Source organism: Scandinavium sp. UTDF21-P1B, assembly GCF_040750395.1.
GTDB lineage: Bacteria > Pseudomonadota > Gammaproteobacteria > Enterobacterales > Enterobacteriaceae > Scandinavium.
In genome coordinates this window covers 1-21395 of the sequence record NZ_JBFLVD010000037.1, presented here as the reverse complement: position 1 = coordinate 21395, position 21395 = coordinate 1, and the positions used below count along the sequence as shown (strand labels likewise).

Sequence of the window (21395 nt, the reverse complement as noted above, 5' to 3'; positions counted from 1 at the left end):
GCATCATGTCTATTAGAATTGCAGGCAATACGCTCCCAATAAGATGATGATGAATAACTCACTTAACGCACCCGGTTTACGCATTCTTTTGATTAAATTACGTCATCATGGCGACATGCTCCTGACTACTCCGGTGATCCACTCTCTGCGTCAGCGCTGGCCCGATGCGCAAATCGATGTCCTGCTGTATGAGGAAACGAGGGATATGCTGGCTGCGCACCCCGATATTCATCAGATCTACGGTATTGACCGCAAATGGAAAAAGCTGGGTACCCGCGGGCATTTGCAAAAAGAGTGGCAGTTGCTGACGATGTTGCGTAACCAGCGTTATCAACTGGTTCTTAACCTTGCTGATCAATGGCGAAGTGCCATCATCACTCGTTTTACTGGTGCGCCAGTGCGTATTGGCTTCGATTTTAATAAGCGCCGGGGCTGGTTCTGGCGGCGTTGTCACACTGCTCTTGCGTCCGTAAACGGGTATAATCAGATGCATACCGTTGAGCAAAATCTCTCGATTCTTGCTCCGCTGGGCATCTCTCCTGTCAGTTCGGTCGCTATGGGTTATGAACCGGAAGACTGGCAAACCGTTTCCGGCAAGCTGCTCGAAAAAGGCGTGACTGAGAGGTTTGTTGTGGTACAGCCTACCTCCCGCTGGTTCTTCAAATGCTGGGATGAAGGCAAAATGGCGCAAACCCTCACTGCGCTCCAGCAGGATGGGCATACGATTGTGCTGACTTCCGGCCCGGACAAAAAAGAGCTTGCAATGATCGACACCATTCTTGCGGCCTGTCCTCAGGAAGGCGTCGTGTCGCTGGCCGGGCAGTTAACGCTTCGTCAATTGGCTGCGCTTATTGACCACGCTGCGCTTTTTATTGGTGTAGATTCTGTGCCAATGCATATGGCTGCCGCATTGCAGACGCCGTGCGTGGCGCTTTTTGGCCCTTCAAAAATCACCTTCTGGAGCCCGTGGCAGGTGAACGGAGAGGTGATCTGGGCTGGCGAGTACGGTCCACTTCCGGATCCTGATGCGGTGGATACCAACACCAAAGAGCGCTATCTGAATGCCATTCCGGTCGAACGCGTGGTGGCCGCTGCAAGGAAATGCCTGTCATGAAAAAACATCGCCTGGCCATTGTCCGGCAAAAATATCGCCCTGACGGCGGCGCCGAGCGTTTCGTCTCCCGTGCGCTGAGCGCGCTCAGCAATCAGGATCTGGAGCTCAACGTCATCACTCGCCAGTGGCAGGGCGAAAAGCAGGACGACTGGCATATTCACATTTGTAACCCGCAGAAATGGGGCCGCATCAGCCGCGAGCGCGGTTTTGCCCAGGCGGCGCGTAAACTCTGGCAGGCCGAACAGTTTGATATTGTGCAAAGCCATGAGCGAATTCCGGGTTGCGATATTTATCGCGCAGGGGATGGCGTTCATCGCCGCTGGTTACTGCAGCGTCAGCGCATCTTACCCGCCTGGCGCGGGAAAATGCTGATGCTCGATCGCTATCATCGCTACGTGATGGGTGCAGAAAGGGCCATGTATCAGGCGCCAGAGCTGAAAGCCGTCATTTGTAATGCGGAGATGGTGAAGCAGGAAATTATCGAAGATTTTGGCGTAGACGCAAAAAAAATCCACGTGATTTATAATTCTATAGATTCCAGCCGCTTCGTTCCGGCAGACAGCGTGCAAAAATTTGCGTTACGTGAAAAACTGGCTATTCCCGAGAACGCCGTGGCGTTCTGTTTTGTGGGGTCAGGATTTGAACGTAAAGGGTTGGCGGCTGCGATTAACGTCATTGCCGGCACCGATCGTTATCTGATTGTCGTCGGTCAGGACAAGGCGGAAAAGCACTATCATGCGCTGGCTCGTTCCGTTGGGTGTGAAGATCGCGTTCGCTTTTGCGGTATGCAAAAAGAGACATTGCCGTTTTATCAGGCGGCAGACGGTTTACTGTTGCCAACCCTGTACGATCCGTTTCCGAATGTCATTCTGGAAGCGATGGCCTGCGGGTTGCCTGTCATTACCTCACGCACCTGCGGTGGGGCTGAATTTATTGAGCAAGGAACAAACGGTTTTGTCTGTGATGCGCTGGATATCGCCCGGCTACGGGACGCCGTGATGGCAATACCGGTGCAGAACTACGATAACAAAATGGGCATGGCTGCTCGCCATAAAGTCATGGATGCAACGCCGGAGCGGCTCTCAAGTCAGCTCATTACGCTTTATCAAACTTTACTGGATTAATGATGCGCATCCTTATGGTTATTGACGGTTTACCCGGCGGAGGTGCTGAAAAAACAGTGCTGACGTTGTCGCGTGGACTGGTAGAAATGGGTCATCAGGTATCACTGTTCTCCTTGCGCAAAGTGTGTGACTACGCCATTCCGGAAGGCATCGACTATCAGGTCGTTCAGGATAACTGTAAAAAACCCTGGCGGAAGGTGACGGAACTGTGGCGCCGCGCTCGCTTGTTGGACGAAGCCATCATTAAAGCGCAGGAAAAGGGGCCGTTTGATATCGTTTTCTCCCACCTGCATAAAACGGATCGCATCGTCGCGCGTACCCGCGTCATTAGCCGCGATAAAATCTGGTACTGCGTTCATGGCATGTTCTCGTTTGCTTACCTTCGCCATCGCCGTGCCCCGTCACGTTGGTTTAAGCGAACCAAAATACGCAGGGTCTATGAAAACGCGCAGGTTGTAGCGGTATCTAACGCCGTACTTCATGATCTGACCCAAAATCTGCGCATCACTCTTAAGCGGGATGCGGTTATCCATAACCCCTTTGATATTGCACATATCCAGCAGCTTGCCGCTGAACCTTTTGCGTTCGAGGGACAGGAATACGTCATCCATGTCGGTCGTTTCCATGAGCATAAGCGCCATGACCGCCTGCTGTGTGCCTTCGCTAAAAGTGGTATTCCGGGTCAGCTAATCATGATGGGGAACGGCAGTCAGAAGCATATTGAGCAACTAAAAGCGCTGGCAAAAACGTTAGGCATTGCTGACAAAACGCAGTTCCGCTCCTTTGTACCTAACCCCTATCCGTGGATCAAAAATGCCCGGCAGCTGGTGTTGAGCTCGGATTGTGAAGGGTTCGGTAACGTGCTGGTTGAAGCGATTATTTGCCAGACGCCACCCGTGAGCACGCGTTGTCCCGGTGGGCCGTCCGAAATTCTCAATGGTGAGCTTGCCCGCGGTCTGAGCGAAATGAACGATGATGGCCTGGCAAAAACCATGTGGGACATCTGGCAAAATCCACCTGCTATCGATAACACCACCATTTCTGCCTACGGGATTGAGGCTATCTGCCGTCAATATATTGCGCTTGCGGGCACTAAACAGTAATCAGGTATTGTATGCAACACCCGACCTCACCACTGCTTAGCGTGGTTGTCGCCGTCTATAACGGCGAAAAATTTTTAGATCAGTTCTTCTCCTGCCTCGCTGCACAAAACATTGAGAGCATGGAAGTGATCATAGTTAATGACGGTTCCACCGACGGCTCAATGCTCATCGTCGAGAAATGGCGCGGGCAGCTGCCACAAATCCAGGTACTCGAGCAGGAAAACCAGGGGGTATCTGTTGCCCGCAATACCGGACTTGCCGTGGCAACAGGGCAATATCTCTCTTTCCCGGATATCGACGATTTCTTCAAGCCGGGTATGTATCAGCATCTGCTGGACCTGGCGTTAAAAAACCAGCTGGATGTGGTGACCTGCAACGGAAACTACGTCTGGGAAAATGACAAAAAACCAATCCGTCCGATTTTCCCGCCGGAAAAATTGCAGTCCACCGGTGTTCTGAGCGGCCCGACGTGGCTTAAGCAGGCGCTGGATTCACGTAAGTTCCTGCACGTCACCTGGCTGAACCTGTATCGCCATGACTTTATTCGACAGCATAACTTCCATTTCGAGCCGGGCCTGCGTCATCAGGACATTCCCTGGACGACAGAAGTGCTGCTGGCCGCTGAACGCGTGCAGTATACGAGCGAGCAGTATTACGATTACTACATCCACTCGGCATCCGTATCCCATATGCCGGACACTGACGAGACGCTGATCCGCTCTGCCCGCCACTATATGAAAATTCTGGAGATGCTCGATGCCATCAACCAGCGTTATCCCGAACAGGTGAAAGGCATCGCGGCTTGCCACTGGCAGATAGCCAAAGAGGGGTTGGGGATTATTCATACGTTCGACAATATGAAAGATCCACGTAAAAAAGCGACGATCGTGCGGGAATTCTTCGATCGCGGGATCTGGAAACTGATCTGGAAGAGTGCGAAAAGCCCGCGGTTGCGCTGGCGTCTTGGCCGCCGCTACTTCCGTTTGAAACGTTATCTGACCGATTGAACGCCCGTAACCCCAAAGGGATAGCTTTACGCTGGTTTAATGCTTAGAATTTGCCCGCCGAATGATAAAAACGGATAACTCGCTTGGAATTTCTTTATACCTTCTTGCTCTACCTGATTCAGCCGCTGGTCTGGCTGCGGTTACTGCTGCGCAGCCGCAAGGCACCTGCTTACCGCAAACGCTGGGCCGAACGCTATGGCTTTTGCAAAAATAAGGTAGTGCCTGAGGGTATACTGCTGCATTCCGTCTCAGTGGGTGAAACGCTGGCCGCTATTCCGCTGGTGCGTGCGCTGCGCCATCGTTATCCGTCACTTCCGATCACAGTGACCACGATGACGCCAACCGGCTCCGAACGTGCGATGTCGGCCTTTGGCAAAGACGTCCAGCACGTTTATCTGCCGTACGATCTGCCCGGCGCCATGAACCGGTTCTTCAACACCACGCGGCCAAAGCTGGTTATCGTGATGGAGACGGAGCTGTGGCCAAACATGATTGCCGCGCTGAACAAGCGCAAAATACCGCTGGTGATTGCTAACGCGCGCCTGTCTGAACGATCTGCAAAAGGCTATGGCAAGCTCGGCAGCTTCATGCGTCGCCTGCTGAGCCGCATCACGCTGATTGCCGCGCAGAACGAAGAGGACGGCAGCCGCTTCCTCTCTCTGGGGCTCAAACGTAACCAGCTTGCCATTACCGGCAGCCTGAAGTTCGATATTTCCGTCACGCCTGAACTGGCGGCTCGCGCGGTGACGCTGCGCCGCCAATGGGCTCCGCGTCGCCAGGTGTGGATTGCCACCAGTACCCACGATGGCGAAGAGAAAATTATTCTCGACGCACACAAAAAGCTGCTGGAAAGCTTCTCTGATCTCCTGCTGATTCTGGTGCCGCGCCACCCTGAACGCTTCGCGGATGCACGTGAGCTGGTGCAGAAAGCGGGGATGACTTTCACCCTGCGCAGCACGGGCGAAATTCCGTCCACGGCAACACAGGTGGTCATTGGCGATACGATGGGTGAGCTGATGCTGCTGTACGGCATTGCCGATCTGGCGTTTGTCGGCGGCAGCCTTGTTGAGCGCGGCGGACACAATCCGCTGGAGCCTGCGGCGCACGCTATCCCTGTTCTGATGGGACCGCATACCTTCAACTTTAAAGATATCTGCGCCAGGCTCCAGCAGGCGGATGGATTGATAACCGTAAGCGATACCGACACGCTGGTAAAAGAAGTCTCTACCCTGCTGACGGATGAAGATTATCGCCTGTGGTACGGCCGCCATGCCGTCGAGGTTCTGCATCAGAACCAGGGGGCGCTCGTCCGTTTACTGGAGTTATTGCAACCTTACCTGCCTCAGCGGAGCCATTAATGCCTGTTCGCCTGTCGGTGGTCATGATTGCCAAAAACGCGGCCGATCTGCTGCCGGATTGCCTGGCCTCCGTGCAGTGGGCCGACGAGATTGTTCTGCTGGACTCCGGCAGTGACGATAGCACCGTTGAGCTGGCGAAAAACCTCGGTGCAAAAGTTCACGTGAACACCGACTGGCAAGGCTACGGCATTCAGCGTCAGCGCGCTCAGGCACTTGCTACAGGCGATTACGTGTTGATGATCGACACCGACGAGCGCGTAACGCCAGAACTCGAACAGGCATTGCGGCAAGCCCTCTCAGCGCCAGAGCCCGGCGCGGTCTACAGTATCGCCCGCCGTAACTATTTCCTGGGGCGCTTTATGCGTCACAGCGGCTGGTACCCGGACCGGGTATTACGCCTGTACGAACGTGAAAAATGGCAGTACAACGACAATCAGGTACATGAATCTCTGGAATGTCGCGGTGCCAAAGTGGTCGAACTGAAAGGTGATCTGAAGCACCTGACCTGCCGTGACTTCGCCGATTTCCAGCGCAAGCAGCTGGCATACGCTACCGCCTGGGCGCAGGAGCGCCATCAGAAAGGTAAGACAACGTCGCTGGCGAGCGTGTTCAGCCATACGGTCGGTGCCTTCGTCAAAACGCTCATCCTGCGTGCAGGATTTCTTGACGGTGCACAGGGCTGGCTGCTGGCAATGGTCAACGCGCAGTATACGTTTAATAAGTACACCGAGCTGTGGGCGCTGGCCCGTGGCTTCAGCAAGAAGGCGTGAGTCATGAGCACAAAAGCCATCTATCCGGGCACGTTTGATCCTATCACCAACGGCCACATTGATATCGTTACCCGCGCAAGCGCTATGTTCGATAAAGTGCTGCTGGCGATTGCTGCCAGCCCGAGTAAGAAGCCGATGTTCGATCTCAATGAACGCGTGGCGCTGGCGCAGCAGGCGATTTCGCATTTGCCTAACGTTGAAGTGGTTGGATTCAGCGATCTGATGGCGAATTTTGCCCGGGCGCAGCAGGCCAATATCCTGATTCGCGGGCTGCGTGCGGTGGCGGATTTTGAGTATGAAATGCAGCTGGCGCATATGAACCGCCACCTGATGCCTGATCTGGAAAGCGTGTTCCTGATGCCGTCGAAAGAGTGGTCGTTTATCTCTTCATCGCTGGTGAAAGAAGTGGCGCGCCACGATGGCGACGTCGCACACTTCCTGCCGCCTGCCGTTCATCAGGCGCTGATGGACAAACTAAAGCCTTAATTCGTAGCCCGGTGGCGGTTACACCTTACCGGGCCTCGAAACCGCGCGTTATTTCTGACAGTGCCGGCAATAAAACGTCGCCCGCTGGGCGTGCTTCGTCGCAATGATGGGCGCACCACAGACCCGGCACGGCTCATCTTTACGTCCATACACCTGCAGCTCCTGGGCAAAATAGCCCGGCTTGCCGTCGCTTTGCAGAAAGTCTTTTAGCGTCGTCCCGCCCTGCTCAATAGAGCGCAGCAGCACGGCCTTTATCACCCGCACCAGCAGCCCACACTCCTCCAGAGAAAGCGAAGATGCGAGCCTGTCAGGGTGAATGCCCGCGGCGAACAGCGATTCGCTGGCATAAATGTTCCCGACGCCAACCACCAGCTTGTTGTCCATCAGCCAGGGCTTGATCGCCGTTTTCTTTTTAGCGCATTTCTCGCGGAAGTAGTCTGCGTTAAATGCCTCGCTGAGCGGCTCCGGGCCGAGATGTGCCAGCACGCTGTGGCCTTCCAGCTCTTTGGTCCATAGCCACGCGCCAAAACGGCGAGGGTCGGTATAGCGCAACACTTTGCCGTTGCTCATCACCAGATCGACGTGGTCATGCTTTTCCGCCGGGCGCTCTTCCGGAAGGATGCGCAGGCTGCCCGACATACCCAGATGAATGATTATCCAGCCGTCCGGTAGCTCCAGCAGAAGATATTTTGCGCGGCGCTGAACGCTGAGCACGGGCTTGTCGCTGAGGCTGTGGATTTCACTGGATACGGGCCAGCGCAGGCGGCCATTGCGAATAATTGCGTGCAGGATGGTTTCCCCAACCAGGTGCGGTTCAATACCGCGGCGGCTGGTTTCTACCTCAGGTAATTCGGGCATGACGTCTCCGATGGCTTTGCATGATGCTTTCTATTATGGGGACGCGCAGAAAAACAAAAAACCCCGCCGAGGCGAGGTTTTTCGTGACATCGAAACTAAAATTATTTGATTTTAGCTTCTTTGTACAGAACGTGCTGACGGACAACTGGATCGAATTTTTTCAGTTCCAGTTTTTCCGGCTTAGTACGCTTGTTCTTCGTGGTGGTGTAGAAGTGACCAGTACCAGCGGAAGAAACCAGCTTGATTTTCTCACGAATACCTTTAGCCATGATTTAATTCCTCTTAGTACTTTTCGCCGCGGGCACGGATGTCAGCCAGAACTGAATCGATGCCTTTCTTATCAATAACACGCATACCTTTAGCAGATACACGCAGGGTGACAAAGCGCTTCTCGCTCTCAACCCAGAAACGGTGAGAGTGCAGGTTCGGCAGGAAACGGCGCTTAGTCGCGTTCAGTGCGTGGGAACGGTTGTTACCGGTCACCGGACGCTTGCCAGTTACTTGGCAGACTCGGGACATGTCTATTCTCCAAAAATCAAATTAGCTCGAGCTTCGTATAGGGTATTGGCGCCTCGTCAGGCTGCTACAGCCCGGTCTGACGGTTCTAAGTGAACTCGTATAGCCAGGCCCAAATGCCAAACCCGAGATTCTCAAAGGTGGCGTAGTATACGCTGACTCCGCGGTGTGCTCAAGTCCCGAACAGACAAAGATCCCGATGGATCGCTAAATCCAGCCCTCTTCCGCGAAGGAAACTATCTCACCTTTGCCGACAATCAGGTGATCGAGGACGCTTATCTCCATGAAGTTGCAACACTTTATCACTCTTTCCGTGATGATTCTATCCGCTTTGCTGGGCTGTGCACTACCTGACGGATGATTGTGCGCGAGGATCAGGCCGGCGGCGTTGACCTTCATGGCCTCACGCACTATCTCGCGGGGGTGGACCTCCACATGGCTCAGGGTGCCGCTGAACAGTCTGCAGTGCTTAAGAACCCGATTTTTATTGTCCAGGAAGATCACCAGAAAGATCTCACGTTCTTCATGCGCCAGCTGGCTTTGAAGAAATTCCCGGGTGATATCCGGGCTGCTGAGCGGGTCATCGAGAACCATCAGGCGAACGTTAAAAAAGCGCCTTGCCAGTTCGGCAATGCCTTTAAGCTGGGCGTATTTAGCGATGCCAATGCCTTCTATTTGCAGCAAATCTTGTTCACGAGCCGAAAGCAGCCCATGCAGTGAACCAAAGTGATTGAGCAAATGTTCCGCGTAGGAAAGCACGCCATACCGCTGCGTACCGGTGCGCAGGAACAGCGCCAGCAACTCCACATCAGATAATTTATCAATGCCGTCAACCTGCATCTTTTCGCGCGGCAACATTGACTCAATCGTGTCCATACCTCTCCCCCTACAGCCGTGCTTTATAGTGCCATGGCCACCTTTCGCCTGACGACGCACCCTTGCAACAGTTGCGTAGCGCCTCGCAAAGTGAATTTTCCTTTGCAGCACGACAGCAGAGGGATTGTGATAAAATGGCCGAATTCCACTCTCCTTCACAGGAAAGCATCATGATGAGCCTGGCCGGTAAAAAAATCGTTCTCGGCGTCAGCGGCGGTATTGCTGCGTATAAAACGCCGGAGCTGGTGCGCCGTTTGCGTGAACGAGGCGCCGATGTTCGTGTCGCCATGACCGAAGCAGCAAAAGCCTTCATTACTCCACTGAGCCTGCAGGCCGTTTCCGGCTATCCGGTTTCTGACAGCCTGCTGGACCCGGCCGCAGAAGCGGCTATGGGACACATTGAACTCGGGAAATGGGCCGATCTGGTTATTCTGGCGCCGGCCACCGCCGACCTTATCGCCCGCGTGGCTGCCGGTATGGCGAACGATTTAGTCTCCACCATTTGCCTGGCCACACCTTCTCCCGTTGCCGTAGTGCCCACAATGAATCAGCAGATGTACCGCGCGGCGGCGACGCAGCACAATCTGGAGACGCTCTCCTCGCGGGGTCTGCTGCTCTGGGGCCCGGACAGCGGAAGTCAGGCCTGCGGTGATGTCGGTCCTGGTCGTATGCTCGATCCGCTGGTGATTGTTGACATGGCAGCTGCGCATTTTTCTCCTGTCAAAGATCTGCAACATCTCAATATCATGATTACCGCTGGCCCCACCCGGGAGCCGCTGGACCCGGTGCGCTACATCACTAATCACAGCTCCGGGAAGATGGGATTCGCGATTGCCGCTGCCGCAGCACAGCGCGGGGCGAACGTCACGCTGGTTAGCGGCCCGGTATCACTGGCGACGCCACCCTTTGTTCAGCGCCTTGACGTTACCACCGCGCTGGAGATGGAAACGGCGGTCCAGCAGAACGTTCAGAAGCAGCACATTTTCATTGGTTGTGCCGCCGTGGCGGACTACCGCGCCGCGGCCATTGCTGATGAGAAAATCAAAAAGCAAGGCGATGAATTAACGATAAAAATGGTGAAAAACCCGGATATCGTTGCCGGTGTAGCCGCGCTGAAAACTTCTCGTCCTTATGTCGTAGGGTTTGCCGCAGAAACGAATAATGTGGAAGAATATGCGCAGCAAAAACGAGCCCGCAAGAACCTTGATCTGATTTGCGCCAACGATGTGTCGCAGAAAAATCAAGGATTTAATAGCGATAACAATGCTTTACACCTTTTATGGCAGGATGGAGATAAAGTCTTACCGCTTGCGCGAAAGGAACTCCTGGGCCAACTACTATTGGACGAGATCGTGACCCGTTATGATGAAAAAAATCGACGTTAAGATTCTGGACCCGCGCGTTGGCGAGCAATTCCCGCTGCCGACTTACGCCACCTCCGGCTCCGCCGGACTTGACCTGCGAGCCTGTCTTGATGACGCCGTAGAACTGGCCCCAGGTGCCACCACGCTGTTGCCAACCGGTCTGGCCATTCATATTGCCGACTCGTCTCTGGCGGCCGTGATCCTGCCGCGTTCTGGCCTCGGTCATAAGCATGGCGTGGTGCTCGGCAACCTGGTGGGGCTTATCGATTCTGACTATCAGGGCCAGCTGATGGTTTCCGTCTGGAACCGTGGCCAGCAGAGCTTCACAATCGAACCGGGCGAGCGTATTGCCCAGATGGTGTTCGTGCCCGTCGTTCAGGCAGAATTCAACCTGGTGGAAGAGTTTGACGCCACCGATCGTGGCGAAGGCGGCTTCGGCCATTCAGGGCGCAAATAAGCCGTTCTGAAGCAGCATCCTGCAGCGAAATAATGCAATAACATCACCGCAAGCGACCGTTTGCGGTCACTGTGTGGATGCGCGCTTGGCGAGTGTTTATTTTCAGGGGTATTTGACAACATGGCAGAAAAACAAACCGCGAAAAGGAATCGTCGCGAAGAAATACTTCAATCTCTGGCGCTGATGCTTGAATCCAGTGACGGCAGTCAACGTATCACAACCGCAAAACTGGCGGCGTCCGTTGGCGTTTCTGAAGCCGCGCTGTACCGCCATTTTCCGAGCAAAACCCGGATGTTCGACAGCCTGATTGAGTTTATCGAAGACAGCCTGATTACGCGCATTAATCTGATTCTGAAAGATGAGAAAGATACCGGCGCTCGCCTGCGCCTGATTGTGCTGCTGGTGCTTGGCTTTGGTGAACGTAACCCAGGCCTGACGCGCATTCTCACCGGACACGCCCTGATGTTTGAGCAGGACAGACTGCAGGGCCGCATCAATCAGCTTTTTGAACGTATTGAAGCTCAGCTGCGTCAGGTGCTCCGCGAAAAGAAAATGCGTGAAGGTGAAGGCTACACCATGGACGAAACGCTGCTGGCGAGCCAGCTACTGGCGTTTTGCGAAGGGATGCTTTCCCGGTTTGTGCGCAGTGAATTCAAATACCGTCCGACGGATGATTTTGACGCCCGCTGGCCTTTAGTGGCCGCGCAGCTGCAGTAACATTGCTGCCGGATGGCGGCTTCGTTTTATCCGGCCTGTGGGTTTCACAGGCCCGGTAAGCACAGCGCCACCGGGCATTTCCTTATACGCCAAACTCTTCGCGATAAGCGCGAACCGCCGCCAGATGGTCAGCCATTTCCGGCTTCTCTTCCAGATATGCAATCAGATCTTTCAGGGTAATGATGGAAATCACCTGGCAGCTGTAGTCGCGTTCCACTTCCTGAATCGCAGAAATTTCGCCACGTCCGCGCTCCTGACGATCCAGTGAAATCAGCACGCCCGCAAGCGTCGCACCGTTCGCCTGAATGATTTCCATGGATTCGCGAATCGCAGTGCCTGCGGTGATCACGTCATCCACCAGCATGACACGCCCTTCGAGCGCGCTGCCGACCAGATTGCCGCCTTCCCCGTGGTCTTTCGCTTCTTTACGGTTGAAGCAGTACGGAACGTCACGTTCGTGATGTTCCGCCAGCGCCACTGCGGTGGTGGTGGCAATCGGAATCCCTTTGTATGCCGGGCCAAACAGCAAGTCGAAATCAATCTTTGAATCCACTAACGCCTCAGCGTAGAAGCGGCCCAGCAGAGCTAAGTCACGGCCGGTATTGAACAGCCCGGCATTAAAAAAGTAAGGGCTTTTGCGCCCGGATTTCAGCGTGAACTCGCCGAACTTCAATACCTGCTTGTTAAGCGCAAACTCAATAAACTGGCGCTGATACGGTTTCATGGATTCGCTCCTCATCTTACTTTTCTGTTTTGCTTTTCTGTGGACAAAAAAAAAAGGCGACATCGTCGCCCTTAATATCAATTTTCTAACGCCGCTTTCTGCGTCGTGACAATAGATTCAATCCCCCCTCTGGCCAACGCCAGCAGGGTCAGTAATTCTTCATGGGTGAACGGTTCGCCTTCTGCCGTGCCCTGCACTTCAATGATGCGACCGTCTTCGGTCATCACCACGTTCATGTCCGTTTCGGCGGCGGAGTCTTCGACGTATTCCAGGTCGCAGAGCGCTTCGCCGTTCACAATTCCGACGGAAACCGCAGCAACCATGCCTTTCATCGGATTCGTTTTGAGCTTACCTGCAACAACCAGATTGTTCAGTGCGTCAGCAAGTGCCACGCAGGCACCGGTAATGGAAGCTGTGCGCGTGCCGCCATCGGCCTGAATCACGTCACAGTCCAGAGTGATGGTGAATTCACCCAGTGCTTTCAGATCCACGGCCGCACGCAGGGCACGGGCAATCAGGCGCTGAATTTCCATGGTACGGCCACCCTGCTTCCCTTTTGCCGCTTCGCGGGCATTACGGGTGTGGGTCGCACGCGGCAGCATGCCGTATTCGGCGGTGATCCAGCCCTGGCCCTGACCTTTCAGGAAACGCGGTACGCCTTCATCAATGGAGGCGGTGCAGAGCACTTTGGTGTCACCGAATTCGACGAGCACAGAGCCTTCAGCGTGTTTGGTGTAGTTACGGGTCAGGGTTACGGGACGCACCTGATGAGCGCTACGGCCTGCTGGACGCATGATGAAATCTCCGGCTTAAAACGAATGTGGCTGCGCATTATACGGATTAAACGCGCTTATTCCTATCATGAGAAAGCCCCGGTAGCTATAATCCCCCCATCTCTCCTTTAAAAACAGGAACGTCTATGATCCGCAGTATGACCGCCTACGCCCGCCGTGAAATCAAGGGCACATGGGGCAGCGCCGCGTGGGAACTGCGCTCGGTAAACCAGCGTTATCTCGAAACTTACTTCCGCATGCCCGAACAGTTCCGTAGCCTTGAACCTGTAGTACGCGAACGTATCCGTACCCGCCTGACGCGCGGCAAAGTTGAATGTACCCTGCGCTTTGAGCAGGATCCCGGCGCACAAGGGGAGCTTATCCTCAATGAAAACCTCGCCAGGCAGCTGGTCAACGCGGCTAACTGGGTCAAAATGCAGAGCGATGAGGGTGAGATTAACCCGGTCGACATTCTGCGCTGGCCCGGCGTCATGGCTGCTCAGGAGCAGGACCTTGATGCCATCACCGCTGAAATTCTGTCCGCCCTGGATGGTGCTCTCGATGACTTCATTGTGGCGCGTGAAACCGAAGGCAAGGCGCTGAAAACACTCATCGAACAGCGACTTGACGGTGTGAGTGCGGAAGTGGTTAAAGTCCGTACTCATATGCCAGAAATCCTCCAGTGGCAGCGTGAGCGCCTGGTTGCAAAACTCGAAGAGGCTCAGGTTCAGCTCGAGAACAACCGTCTTGAGCAGGAGCTGGTGATGATGGCTCAGCGCATCGACGTGGCCGAAGAGCTGGACCGCCTCGAAGCCCATGTTAAAGAGACCTGGAACATCCTGAAGAAAAAAGAAGCCGTTGGCCGTCGTCTCGACTTCATGATGCAGGAGTTCAACCGCGAATCAAACACGCTGGCATCTAAGTCCATTAATGCAGAGGTTACTGCTTCAGCCATTGAGCTGAAGGTGCTGATCGAGCAAATGCGCGAGCAGATTCAGAATATCGAGTAACGTTTCACGCGATTTCGCGTAGTCTCACCAAGTCTCGTCAGGATAAAAAGGCCATTGTAAATCATGGCCTTTTTTGTTTTACATAGTCTCATGATGTATCACTAGAGCGCGTGTTTCGTATGTACATAGACGTGTACATACTGACATTTATGACACGCAGTTTATGTACACAGCAATGAGACAAGATAAGCATGGCAAAACTGACAGACTTACAAATCAGAGCATGGATAAAATCGAGTGAGCATTTTGCTGGTCGCTCTGATGGGGGTGGGCTGTATTTATGCTTCCCAGAAAATTACTCAGTACCCTTTTGGCGTTTGCGTTATCGCTTTGCGGGAAAGCAGCGATCGCTGGTCATAGGCACGTACACCGAGCTGTCACTCGCTAAAGCACGAGCAAAAGCTAAAGAACAGTCAGCACGGGTTGCATTGGGTTATGACGTTGCGGGGGAAAAGCAAGAACGCAAAGCTGAAGCGCTGAGGAAGATGGAGGAGGAAAAGCACGCGCTTCGCGTTTCAGAACTGGCGGCAGAATACTTTGAACGTCAGATCCTCAATCGGTGGAAGCATCCAGACATTCTACGTCGTCGCATTGATAAGGACATTAATCCTGCAATCGGTCAACTCAGAATCGAAGAGGTTAAAGCCAGACATATTGATGACATGCTGCAAAAAATCGTTAAGCGTGGTGCTCCTACAGTCGCTAACGATGTGCTCAGATGGACTCGCCGTATCTTCGATTACGGAATAAGACGGCATATGCTAGAAACGAATCCTACTAGTTCTTTTGAAATTGATGATGCGGGTGGGCAGGAAAAAAGCAGGGAACGCTGGCTAAGCCGAGAAGAGCTTGTGCGATTCTTACAGGCAATGCCAATGACAAAAGGTTTCTCACGTCAGAACGAACTGACAATGAAGCTTCTGTTGGTATTCTGCTGCCGTAAAATGGAGCTTTGCGGTGCCCGCTGGGAAGAGTTCGATCTTGATGAAGCAGTCTGGCACTTACCCGCTGAACGAGTTAAGAATGGTGATGCGATCGATATCCCTATACCTACACCTGCGCTTGTATGGCTGAAAGAACTGCACCAGATGTCCTGTAATAGCCAGTGGGTACTTCCAGCAAGAAAAATGCAGCACCGCATGATTCCCCACATTCAGGAAAGCACGCTGCCTGTAGCCTTGAGCAAGGTGAAGAGTAATCTCCCCGGCATCCCTAATTTTACTATTCATGATTTTCGACGTACCGCACGATCGCATCTGGCAGCATTAGGGATTGATCCGGTCGTTGCAGAGCGCTGCCTGAATCACAGAATCAAAGGCGTGGAAGGGATTTATAACCGCTATCAGTATTTCGATGAGAGGAAACAAGCGTTGGAATTGTGGGCTGGCTTGCTTGTTTCTTTAGAAAGAGAGGAGGCCTATAACGTGACGCCACTACGGAAGCAAACAGCGTGATGGTAATTCACCTACTCACCATGGAAGTCCCAAAGATGACGAAAAATGATTGGATGTGCGGCACTTTATTTGCTGGAGATAGATATTTTTCAGACAAATGCTATGGTAGAACTGCAGCGTAACTGATTGTAACAGGAATGTCCGAACCGATGTCCTTGAAAGGTAGGGGTACCAGTTAGATCCACACACTCGTTCCGAGAGTAGTACAGCTCTTTCTTTACTCTAGTCTAAGAGAATTTTTTTGTGATGGATTACGTTATTTTATCAATGCAATGAAACACAGGCACTAACAAAAAAATGGATTAAAATCATATGTTTATAAAAAAACTCACTTTGGTAAACTATCGAAATTTCAAAAAAGCTAATTTTTACTTTGATAAAGGCATAAACACGATTATTGGTGAGAATGCTTCTGGGAAAACAAATTTATTTAGAGCGATAAGGTTATTACTTGATAGCTCAATGCCAAGGTATTCTCTGAAATTAAATGAAGGGGATTTCAATCGTTCGATAGGAAACTGGCGGGGACATTGGATAATAATCAGTGTCGAATTTGACGATATAGCCGCAGATGAAACTAGTCAATCCTTATTTCTTCATGGTATTGGTAATGCTGAAGATGAAATTGTTAGTAGGGCAACATATAGTTTAATCTTCAGGCCCAAATCTTTTATTAGGCAAGATTTGTCAAAAATAAATCCTGGTGATATAAATGCTCTTAACGAAGTACTTAATAACATAACAATTGATGATTATGAAACTATTCTAGTTGGCAAAGGTGCCCTTGATCTAAGCGATAGTTCCAATTATAAAAAAATAGTAGGTGATTTTGATGGTGCTTCATTTCCTAAAATTCTAAACCATCCTGAACTTGGAGTTAAATTACCCAATATACTTAATATCCCAAATGAAGTTTCTTTAACTTTCATTAAAGCTCTTAGGGATGTGGTATCTGACTTTCATAATAATAAAACCAACCCTTTACTAACCCTCCTAAAACGAAAATCCGGTGAAATAAGCTCAACTGAATTTAAACCGATTGCTGACCTGGTGAGAAATTTAAATTCTGAAATAGAGAAATTTCCAGATATATGTACTGTAAGTAGTGATATTGCGACGACTATCAAAGATGCTGTTGGTGATACCTATTCGCCAAAGGGGATGTCGATTAAATCAAGTTTAAGTGATGAGTCTGACGAACTATTTCAGTCACTAAAACTCTTTGTTGCAGAATCTGTTGATGGCTATGAAGGGGCGATACATGAAATGAGCCTTGGAGGAGCCAACTTACTATATCTTACATTAAAATTATTAGAGTTTAAGTACCAGCACGCGAATCAATCAATAGCGAACTTTCTATTAATAGAAGAGCCAGAAGCACATATTCATACACATATTCAAAAATCATTATTCGAAAACATAAAGTATGACAATACTCAAATAATATACTCAACACACTCATCTAACATCTCTGAAATTAGCAACATAAAAAACATGAATATAATTGGCTTCGTTAGCGGTAACTGCGAAGTTTTTCAACCTTCAACAGGGTTGGCTGATGAACAGTGTGAATTTATCCAACGATATTTGGATGCAATAAGAAGTAATTTATTATTTGCTCGTAGTGTTGTTTTAGTTGAAGGTGATGCAGAAGAGTTATTGATCCCAACATTAATCAAGAAGGTCACGGGGTTAAGTTTAGATGAGATTGGGATAAGCCTAATAAATATAAGAAGCACTGGGTTTGAGAATGTAGCATTGTTATTTAGCGATGAACGGATTAAAAAGAAGTGCAGTATAATAACTGACCTCGATGAGGCATTTTTTGATATTACTATTCCTGAAGTTGCTGATAATGATGATGTTGAAATAAAGGCCAAGAAAAAGGCAGATGCATCTCAAAAGTCTGGAGCGGAAAGAAAAAAAAGGCTGCAAGATTTTTGTAATAACAATAATTGGGTTGAGGTATTTTTCGCAGACCATACATTTGAAGTGGACTTCATAAAATCAGGTAATAACAATTATTTAAAAAACATCGTTAGAGATATCTACAAACAAGAAGCAACAATCACCAACTCCATAAATGAATTAAATTCTGGAGATATAAAAATATCAGGAGTCAGAGCTTTGGCCATGGCTAATTATCAGGGTAAAGGATGGTTCGCACTTACACTGGGGAAAGTGATAGATTTCAAAACAGCTATCCCAGATTATATATTAAATGCGATCCAATTTGCTCACGGTGATTTTAATAGACAGCTTAAATATAAAATTTTAGAACATCGTTACAATTCTGTTATTAAACATGTGGCTTATGCACAACTACAGATAAGTAAGCTTAATGAAGCTAAAGATTTAGGCTTAAAAAATAGTTGGATTAACTATATAAAAGCATATGAGGATGGGCTAAGTGTTTTCAGTCCTAAGTGGAATTTATTTGATTTATCAAAAGATGATATTGATGCTCTGAAAGTTGAAATGATAAAAGATCTACCCATCGAAAATAATGACATTTTGGGGAGATTATAAATGTTTGTATGGGAAAAGGAAGAAATAAATAAAGATCAAGAAGATGCAATCAATGCGCATGGTAGTGTATTATTGATTGCATGTCCGGGAAGTGGTAAAACGAGAACATTGACTTATAAAATAGCTTTAGAGCTATCAAAGCTTAATGATGATAAAAAGTATGTACTAGCGATCACTTATACCCATAAAGCTGCTGATGAAATTAAAGAGCGAATTGAGTTATTAGGAGTAGATACATCACGTTTATGGATTGGAACAATCCATTCATTTTGCTATGAATGGCTGCTAAAACCTTACTCTATTTATCATGAAAATCTTAGGGACGGTTTTAAAATACTGAACACCTATGACTCTGAAGAGTTAATTACAACAATTTGTTCAAATTACAAAACTGAAAAAGTTAATTATTATGACTGCAATCATTACTACACATCTAAAGGCTTAAAGTTATCTGGTTATCTCAAAAAGCATGGAGCAATCAAGAATATCCTTGACGAATACCACATTCAACTAAGGAAAAATAACCAAATTGATTTTGAGCAAATGCTATACTTCTCATACCAATTGATAAGTAAAGATGCCATATCGAAAATATTAAGTGGTATTTTTTCCTACATTTTCATAGATGAGTTTCAGGATACTAAAGAAATTCAATACGCTATAGTTTCCAAAATAATTCAATCTAGCGAAGGTAAAATTAATGCTTTTGTAGTTGGAGATCCAAACCAAGCCATTTACGGTTCATTAGGAGGGTATGCAATCTCACAAGCTGAGCTGGAGAAAATAACTAATTCTCGATTTTCATATATGACTTTAGATAAGAATTATAGAAGCTCAAAGAGAATAATAGATTTTTATATCAATTTCAATGTATTAGCTAGCAAAACAACTTCGGAAAGTAAGTTTAAGAATTACCAAAGTGTTGTAACGTATAATCAAAAAGTTTATAAGGATAATTTAGTTGATCACATAAGCAAGTATATTGAATATAATGTTAATCAACTAGGAATTGAGCAGAAAGAAATTTGCATTCTGGCCCCATGGTGGATGCATCTTGCAGCTTTAACTAGGACTTTAGTTACAAGACTACCAAATTTTAGTTTTGATGGTCCAGGTCTTGTGCCCTTTTCCAGAGATATTGACAACTTCTGGTATAAAATCACCCAGGTAATTCTTACTGAACCATCTCCAAATATGTATGTCAAACGAATGCGTTGGGTTTCTGATATATTGTCAGAAATGCATTTTTGCCATGTTGATATTCAAAGATTAAACCCTCGACTATTTTTAAATATTATTAACGATATCAAAATTGATGAGATAGACGGTTTGATTTATCTAAGAAGTTTTTTTGATGAACTATTTAGAAGAATAAATGTAGATGTTTCCTCATACCCTCAACTACAAGAGCACTATGACTCTTTTTTCAAAAGCTCACAAGATAGAATTCATCGCCTAAAAAAAGATAATGAACATTTTGCCACAGACATAAATGCATTTCGTAATGCATTCAAACCAAGAACAGGTATTAAAGTGTCAACGATACATGGAGTAAAAGGTGGAGAGTATGACACTGTTATATCATTTGGATTATTACAAGACATGGTTCCAAACTTTAATGACTCAAGTGATGAAAGTGCAAAAAAACTGTTATATGTCATTGGTTCGAGGGCCAGAAAAAACCTACATCTTATTTCTGAAAGGGGGAGAAGAAGCAAATATAAAGATTATGAGTCTACAAAGGTTCTATCTGGAACAAAATTTACCTACGACGCAGACCCTTTTTAAGTGAAAATGGTAAATAATGAACATAGGCAAGAATCATTGGTATCTATGATACTTGCCTATTAATCATTACGTCATATATCCCTTATCATGTAATCATCATATGTTTACAAAGTACCGCCAATAAATCATTAGCTGATTCATTATAGAATCAGCATGGTACGTTGCTCTGCAGGAGGGAGTCAGAGTCGGTAATAACTCACATCTCACAATACCTAGATGTATTATCATACGGGAAAATGAACCACATTTAGCCCTAATACCATGTTTTTTTAAATGCTATATCAATCCCTAAAGTTATTATTATCCAGTACATGGTTTGTATAGCTCAATAATATACGAGCAAGCTCTCGCATGTCATTTTCAGTAGTAGCTTCTATGATTTTATCACCTGATACTAGACCGGTTAAATAAATCTCACCTTCTTCTTCTCTAAAAATAAATCCAGAGTAAGGTCGTCCGGATGTTTTTATCCTAAATCCAGCATAACCTTTATAATTGATTTTCTCTAATAGGGTTAAATCAGGTAATTCAAAAATTAATGACAAACATTCCTTAAGAGTATGGTATTCAAAGTAACTACCAAACCCATCTAAAAATAAAGTTGATTCTAATTGTTTATTATTAAATCCTAATTGTTGAACTTTGTTAGTGTTCTTAGTTGATAATTCTCTGATAACTTCCTCAGATGTCTTATGAGTTTTATTATATTCTTGAGAAGCTAGATCTCTCTTTATCTTATCTATTGCTTCGGAAAATTTAATATATTCAATTTTACCACTAAGATGATCAAAGCATTCGTTCCAAAGATAGTCCATCTGCTTCGAATACATTCGCTCAATGCATTGAGCATCAGTACAAGCATTTCTCTTATTAAGCCAATCTATTTGCGATTTTCTAATTTTAGATTTTGCTTCTTCAGGCATAGCAGGCCCCATAGCTATTTTATAGTTCTGGGATAGATAATCGTCCAAACGACTTAACTTATGATCTGAGCAAATCATTTTTTCAACACCTGAATCTACTGTATTACAATCAAAAGAAGCAGCATAACTTGTACTGCAAGCCATCATTGAAAGAATAAATAAAGATTTTTTGTTTATGATATTTACCATGAGAAGTCCTTATTTTAAGAGTCTAACAAACATATTTTCGAGAACCATCAATTGTATAGGTAGATGATATATATGGTGATTCTATGAGCCTGAACGTTCCCGCGCCAACGATATGATTCATTACCCGAACATCCTGGAAGGATGATTTCTCATATGATTGTGCACGGTGATAAAATGCTGAATATGCAACAAGCCCCTCACCCCAAGTAATATCTCTTGTGGGGCCAACGATTGTGCCAGCACACCTGTTTTAGT

21 protein-coding genes are annotated in these 21395 nt (G+C 48.4%); 14 read left to right on the top strand and 7 right to left on the bottom strand.

The genetic code is table 11. From position 1 onward, the window contains the following. Positions 1-43 precede the first annotated feature (43 nt). From rfaQ to coaD, 7 genes are all read left to right on the top strand, one after another. The gene (gene rfaQ / locus AB1287_RS21530; protein ID WP_435619047.1) at positions 44-1114 is read left to right on the top strand and encodes a putative lipopolysaccharide heptosyltransferase III; all 1071 of its coding nucleotides are present in this window, start codon (positions 44-46) and stop codon (positions 1112-1114) included. Next, positions 1111-2238: a glycosyltransferase family 4 protein gene (locus AB1287_RS21525; RefSeq protein WP_435619046.1), complete on the top strand. Its 1128-nt coding sequence runs from the start codon at positions 1111-1113 to the stop codon at positions 2236-2238. The genes rfaQ and AB1287_RS21525 overlap by 4 nt, the downstream gene beginning before the upstream one ends. Before the next feature lie 2 nt (positions 2239-2240). Next, positions 2241-3341, top strand: a complete 1101-nt coding sequence (locus tag AB1287_RS21520; RefSeq protein WP_435619080.1) for a glycosyltransferase — start codon at positions 2241-2243, stop codon at positions 3339-3341. A gap of 11 nt (positions 3342-3352) precedes the next feature. Beyond that, a complete protein-coding gene (locus AB1287_RS21515) occupies positions 3353-4348 on the top strand; it encodes a glycosyltransferase (RefSeq protein ID WP_435619045.1) in 996 nt (331 codons plus the stop codon). An 83-nt stretch (positions 4349-4431) separates the two neighbouring features. Beyond that, entirely contained in the window at positions 4432-5706 is a 1275-nt protein-coding gene (gene waaA / locus AB1287_RS21510) for a lipid IV(A) 3-deoxy-D-manno-octulosonic acid transferase (RefSeq protein WP_435619044.1), read from the top strand. Beyond that, positions 5706-6476, top strand: a complete 771-nt coding sequence (locus AB1287_RS21505) for a glycosyltransferase family 2 protein (RefSeq protein ID WP_435619043.1) — start codon at positions 5706-5708, stop codon at positions 6474-6476. The genes waaA and AB1287_RS21505 overlap by 1 nt, the downstream gene beginning before the upstream one ends. Positions 6477-6479: 3 nt before the next feature. Next, the gene (coaD, locus tag AB1287_RS21500; RefSeq protein WP_312627960.1) at positions 6480-6962 is read left to right on the top strand and encodes a pantetheine-phosphate adenylyltransferase; all 483 of its coding nucleotides are present in this window, start codon (positions 6480-6482) and stop codon (positions 6960-6962) included. Between the two features lie 48 nt (positions 6963-7010). On the opposite strand, the gene mutM is transcribed toward coaD, so the two are convergent. The 4 genes from mutM to radC all read right to left on the bottom strand — a co-directional run bounded on the left by mutM (position 7011) and on the right by radC (position 9212). Next, positions 7011-7820, bottom strand: coding sequence for a bifunctional DNA-formamidopyrimidine glycosylase/DNA-(apurinic or apyrimidinic site) lyase (gene mutM / locus AB1287_RS21495; protein WP_435619042.1), 810 nt, complete (start codon positions 7818-7820; stop codon positions 7011-7013). A gap of 101 nt (positions 7821-7921) precedes the next feature. Further along, complete coding sequence (rpmG, locus tag AB1287_RS21490; RefSeq protein WP_003024094.1) at positions 7922-8089, bottom strand: 50S ribosomal protein L33; 168 nt, start codon at positions 8087-8089, stop codon at positions 7922-7924. A gap of 13 nt (positions 8090-8102) precedes the next feature. Continuing rightward, positions 8103-8339, bottom strand: coding sequence for a 50S ribosomal protein L28 (gene rpmB / locus AB1287_RS21485; RefSeq protein ID WP_312627958.1), 237 nt, complete (start codon positions 8337-8339; stop codon positions 8103-8105). Positions 8340-8543: 204 nt separating this feature from the next. Next, a complete protein-coding gene (gene radC / locus AB1287_RS21480) occupies positions 8544-9212 on the bottom strand; it encodes a RadC family protein (RefSeq protein WP_435619041.1) in 669 nt (222 codons plus the stop codon). Between the two features lie 173 nt (positions 9213-9385). On the opposite strand from radC, the gene coaBC reads away from it, so the two are divergent. The 3 genes from coaBC to slmA all read left to right on the top strand — a co-directional run bounded on the left by coaBC (position 9386) and on the right by slmA (position 11750). Next, positions 9386-10597: a bifunctional phosphopantothenoylcysteine decarboxylase/phosphopantothenate--cysteine ligase CoaBC gene (gene coaBC, locus AB1287_RS21475; RefSeq protein ID WP_435619079.1), complete on the top strand. Its 1212-nt coding sequence runs from the start codon at positions 9386-9388 to the stop codon at positions 10595-10597. Beyond that, on the top strand, positions 10575-11033 hold the full coding sequence (gene dut, locus AB1287_RS21470; RefSeq protein ID WP_312627956.1) for a dUTP diphosphatase: 459 nt from the start codon (positions 10575-10577) through the stop codon (positions 11031-11033). Before coaBC ends, dut begins: the two co-directional genes overlap by 23 nt. Before the next feature lie 120 nt (positions 11034-11153). Further along, positions 11154-11750: a nucleoid occlusion factor SlmA gene (slmA, locus tag AB1287_RS21465; RefSeq protein ID WP_312627955.1), complete on the top strand. Its 597-nt coding sequence runs from the start codon at positions 11154-11156 to the stop codon at positions 11748-11750. Between the two features lie 82 nt (positions 11751-11832). Here the strand turns inward: slmA and pyrE are convergent, their stop codons facing one another. Further along, the gene (pyrE, locus tag AB1287_RS21460) at positions 11833-12474 is read right to left on the bottom strand and encodes an orotate phosphoribosyltransferase (protein WP_312627954.1); all 642 of its coding nucleotides are present in this window, start codon (positions 12472-12474) and stop codon (positions 11833-11835) included. Between the two features lie 77 nt (positions 12475-12551). Further along, entirely contained in the window at positions 12552-13268 is a 717-nt protein-coding gene (gene rph / locus AB1287_RS21455; protein WP_312627953.1) for a ribonuclease PH, read from the bottom strand. Positions 13269-13393: 125 nt separating this feature from the next. Here rph and AB1287_RS21450 point away from each other — a divergent pair, with 125 nt between their 5' ends. The 4 genes from AB1287_RS21450 (at position 13394) to AB1287_RS21435 (ending at position 20028) form a co-directional block, all read left to right on the top strand. After that, positions 13394-14257, top strand: coding sequence for a YicC/YloC family endoribonuclease (locus tag AB1287_RS21450; RefSeq protein ID WP_435619040.1), 864 nt, complete (start codon positions 13394-13396; stop codon positions 14255-14257). A 191-nt stretch (positions 14258-14448) separates the two neighbouring features. Beyond that, entirely contained in the window at positions 14449-15711 is a 1263-nt protein-coding gene (locus AB1287_RS21445; protein ID WP_333055027.1) for a tyrosine-type recombinase/integrase, read from the top strand. Between the two features lie 312 nt (positions 15712-16023). Further along, positions 16024-18240, top strand: a complete 2217-nt coding sequence (locus tag AB1287_RS21440; protein ID WP_435619039.1) for an AAA family ATPase — start codon at positions 16024-16026, stop codon at positions 18238-18240. Further along, positions 18241-20028, top strand: coding sequence for a UvrD-helicase domain-containing protein (locus AB1287_RS21435; protein WP_435619038.1), 1788 nt, complete (start codon positions 18241-18243; stop codon positions 20026-20028). It abuts the gene before it with no gap. A gap of 281 nt (positions 20029-20309) precedes the next feature. On the opposite strand, the gene AB1287_RS21430 is transcribed toward AB1287_RS21435, so the two are convergent. After that, positions 20310-21140, bottom strand: a complete 831-nt coding sequence (locus AB1287_RS21430) for a lysozyme inhibitor LprI family protein (RefSeq protein ID WP_435619037.1) — start codon at positions 21138-21140, stop codon at positions 20310-20312. Positions 21141-21395: the final 255 nt, after the last annotated feature.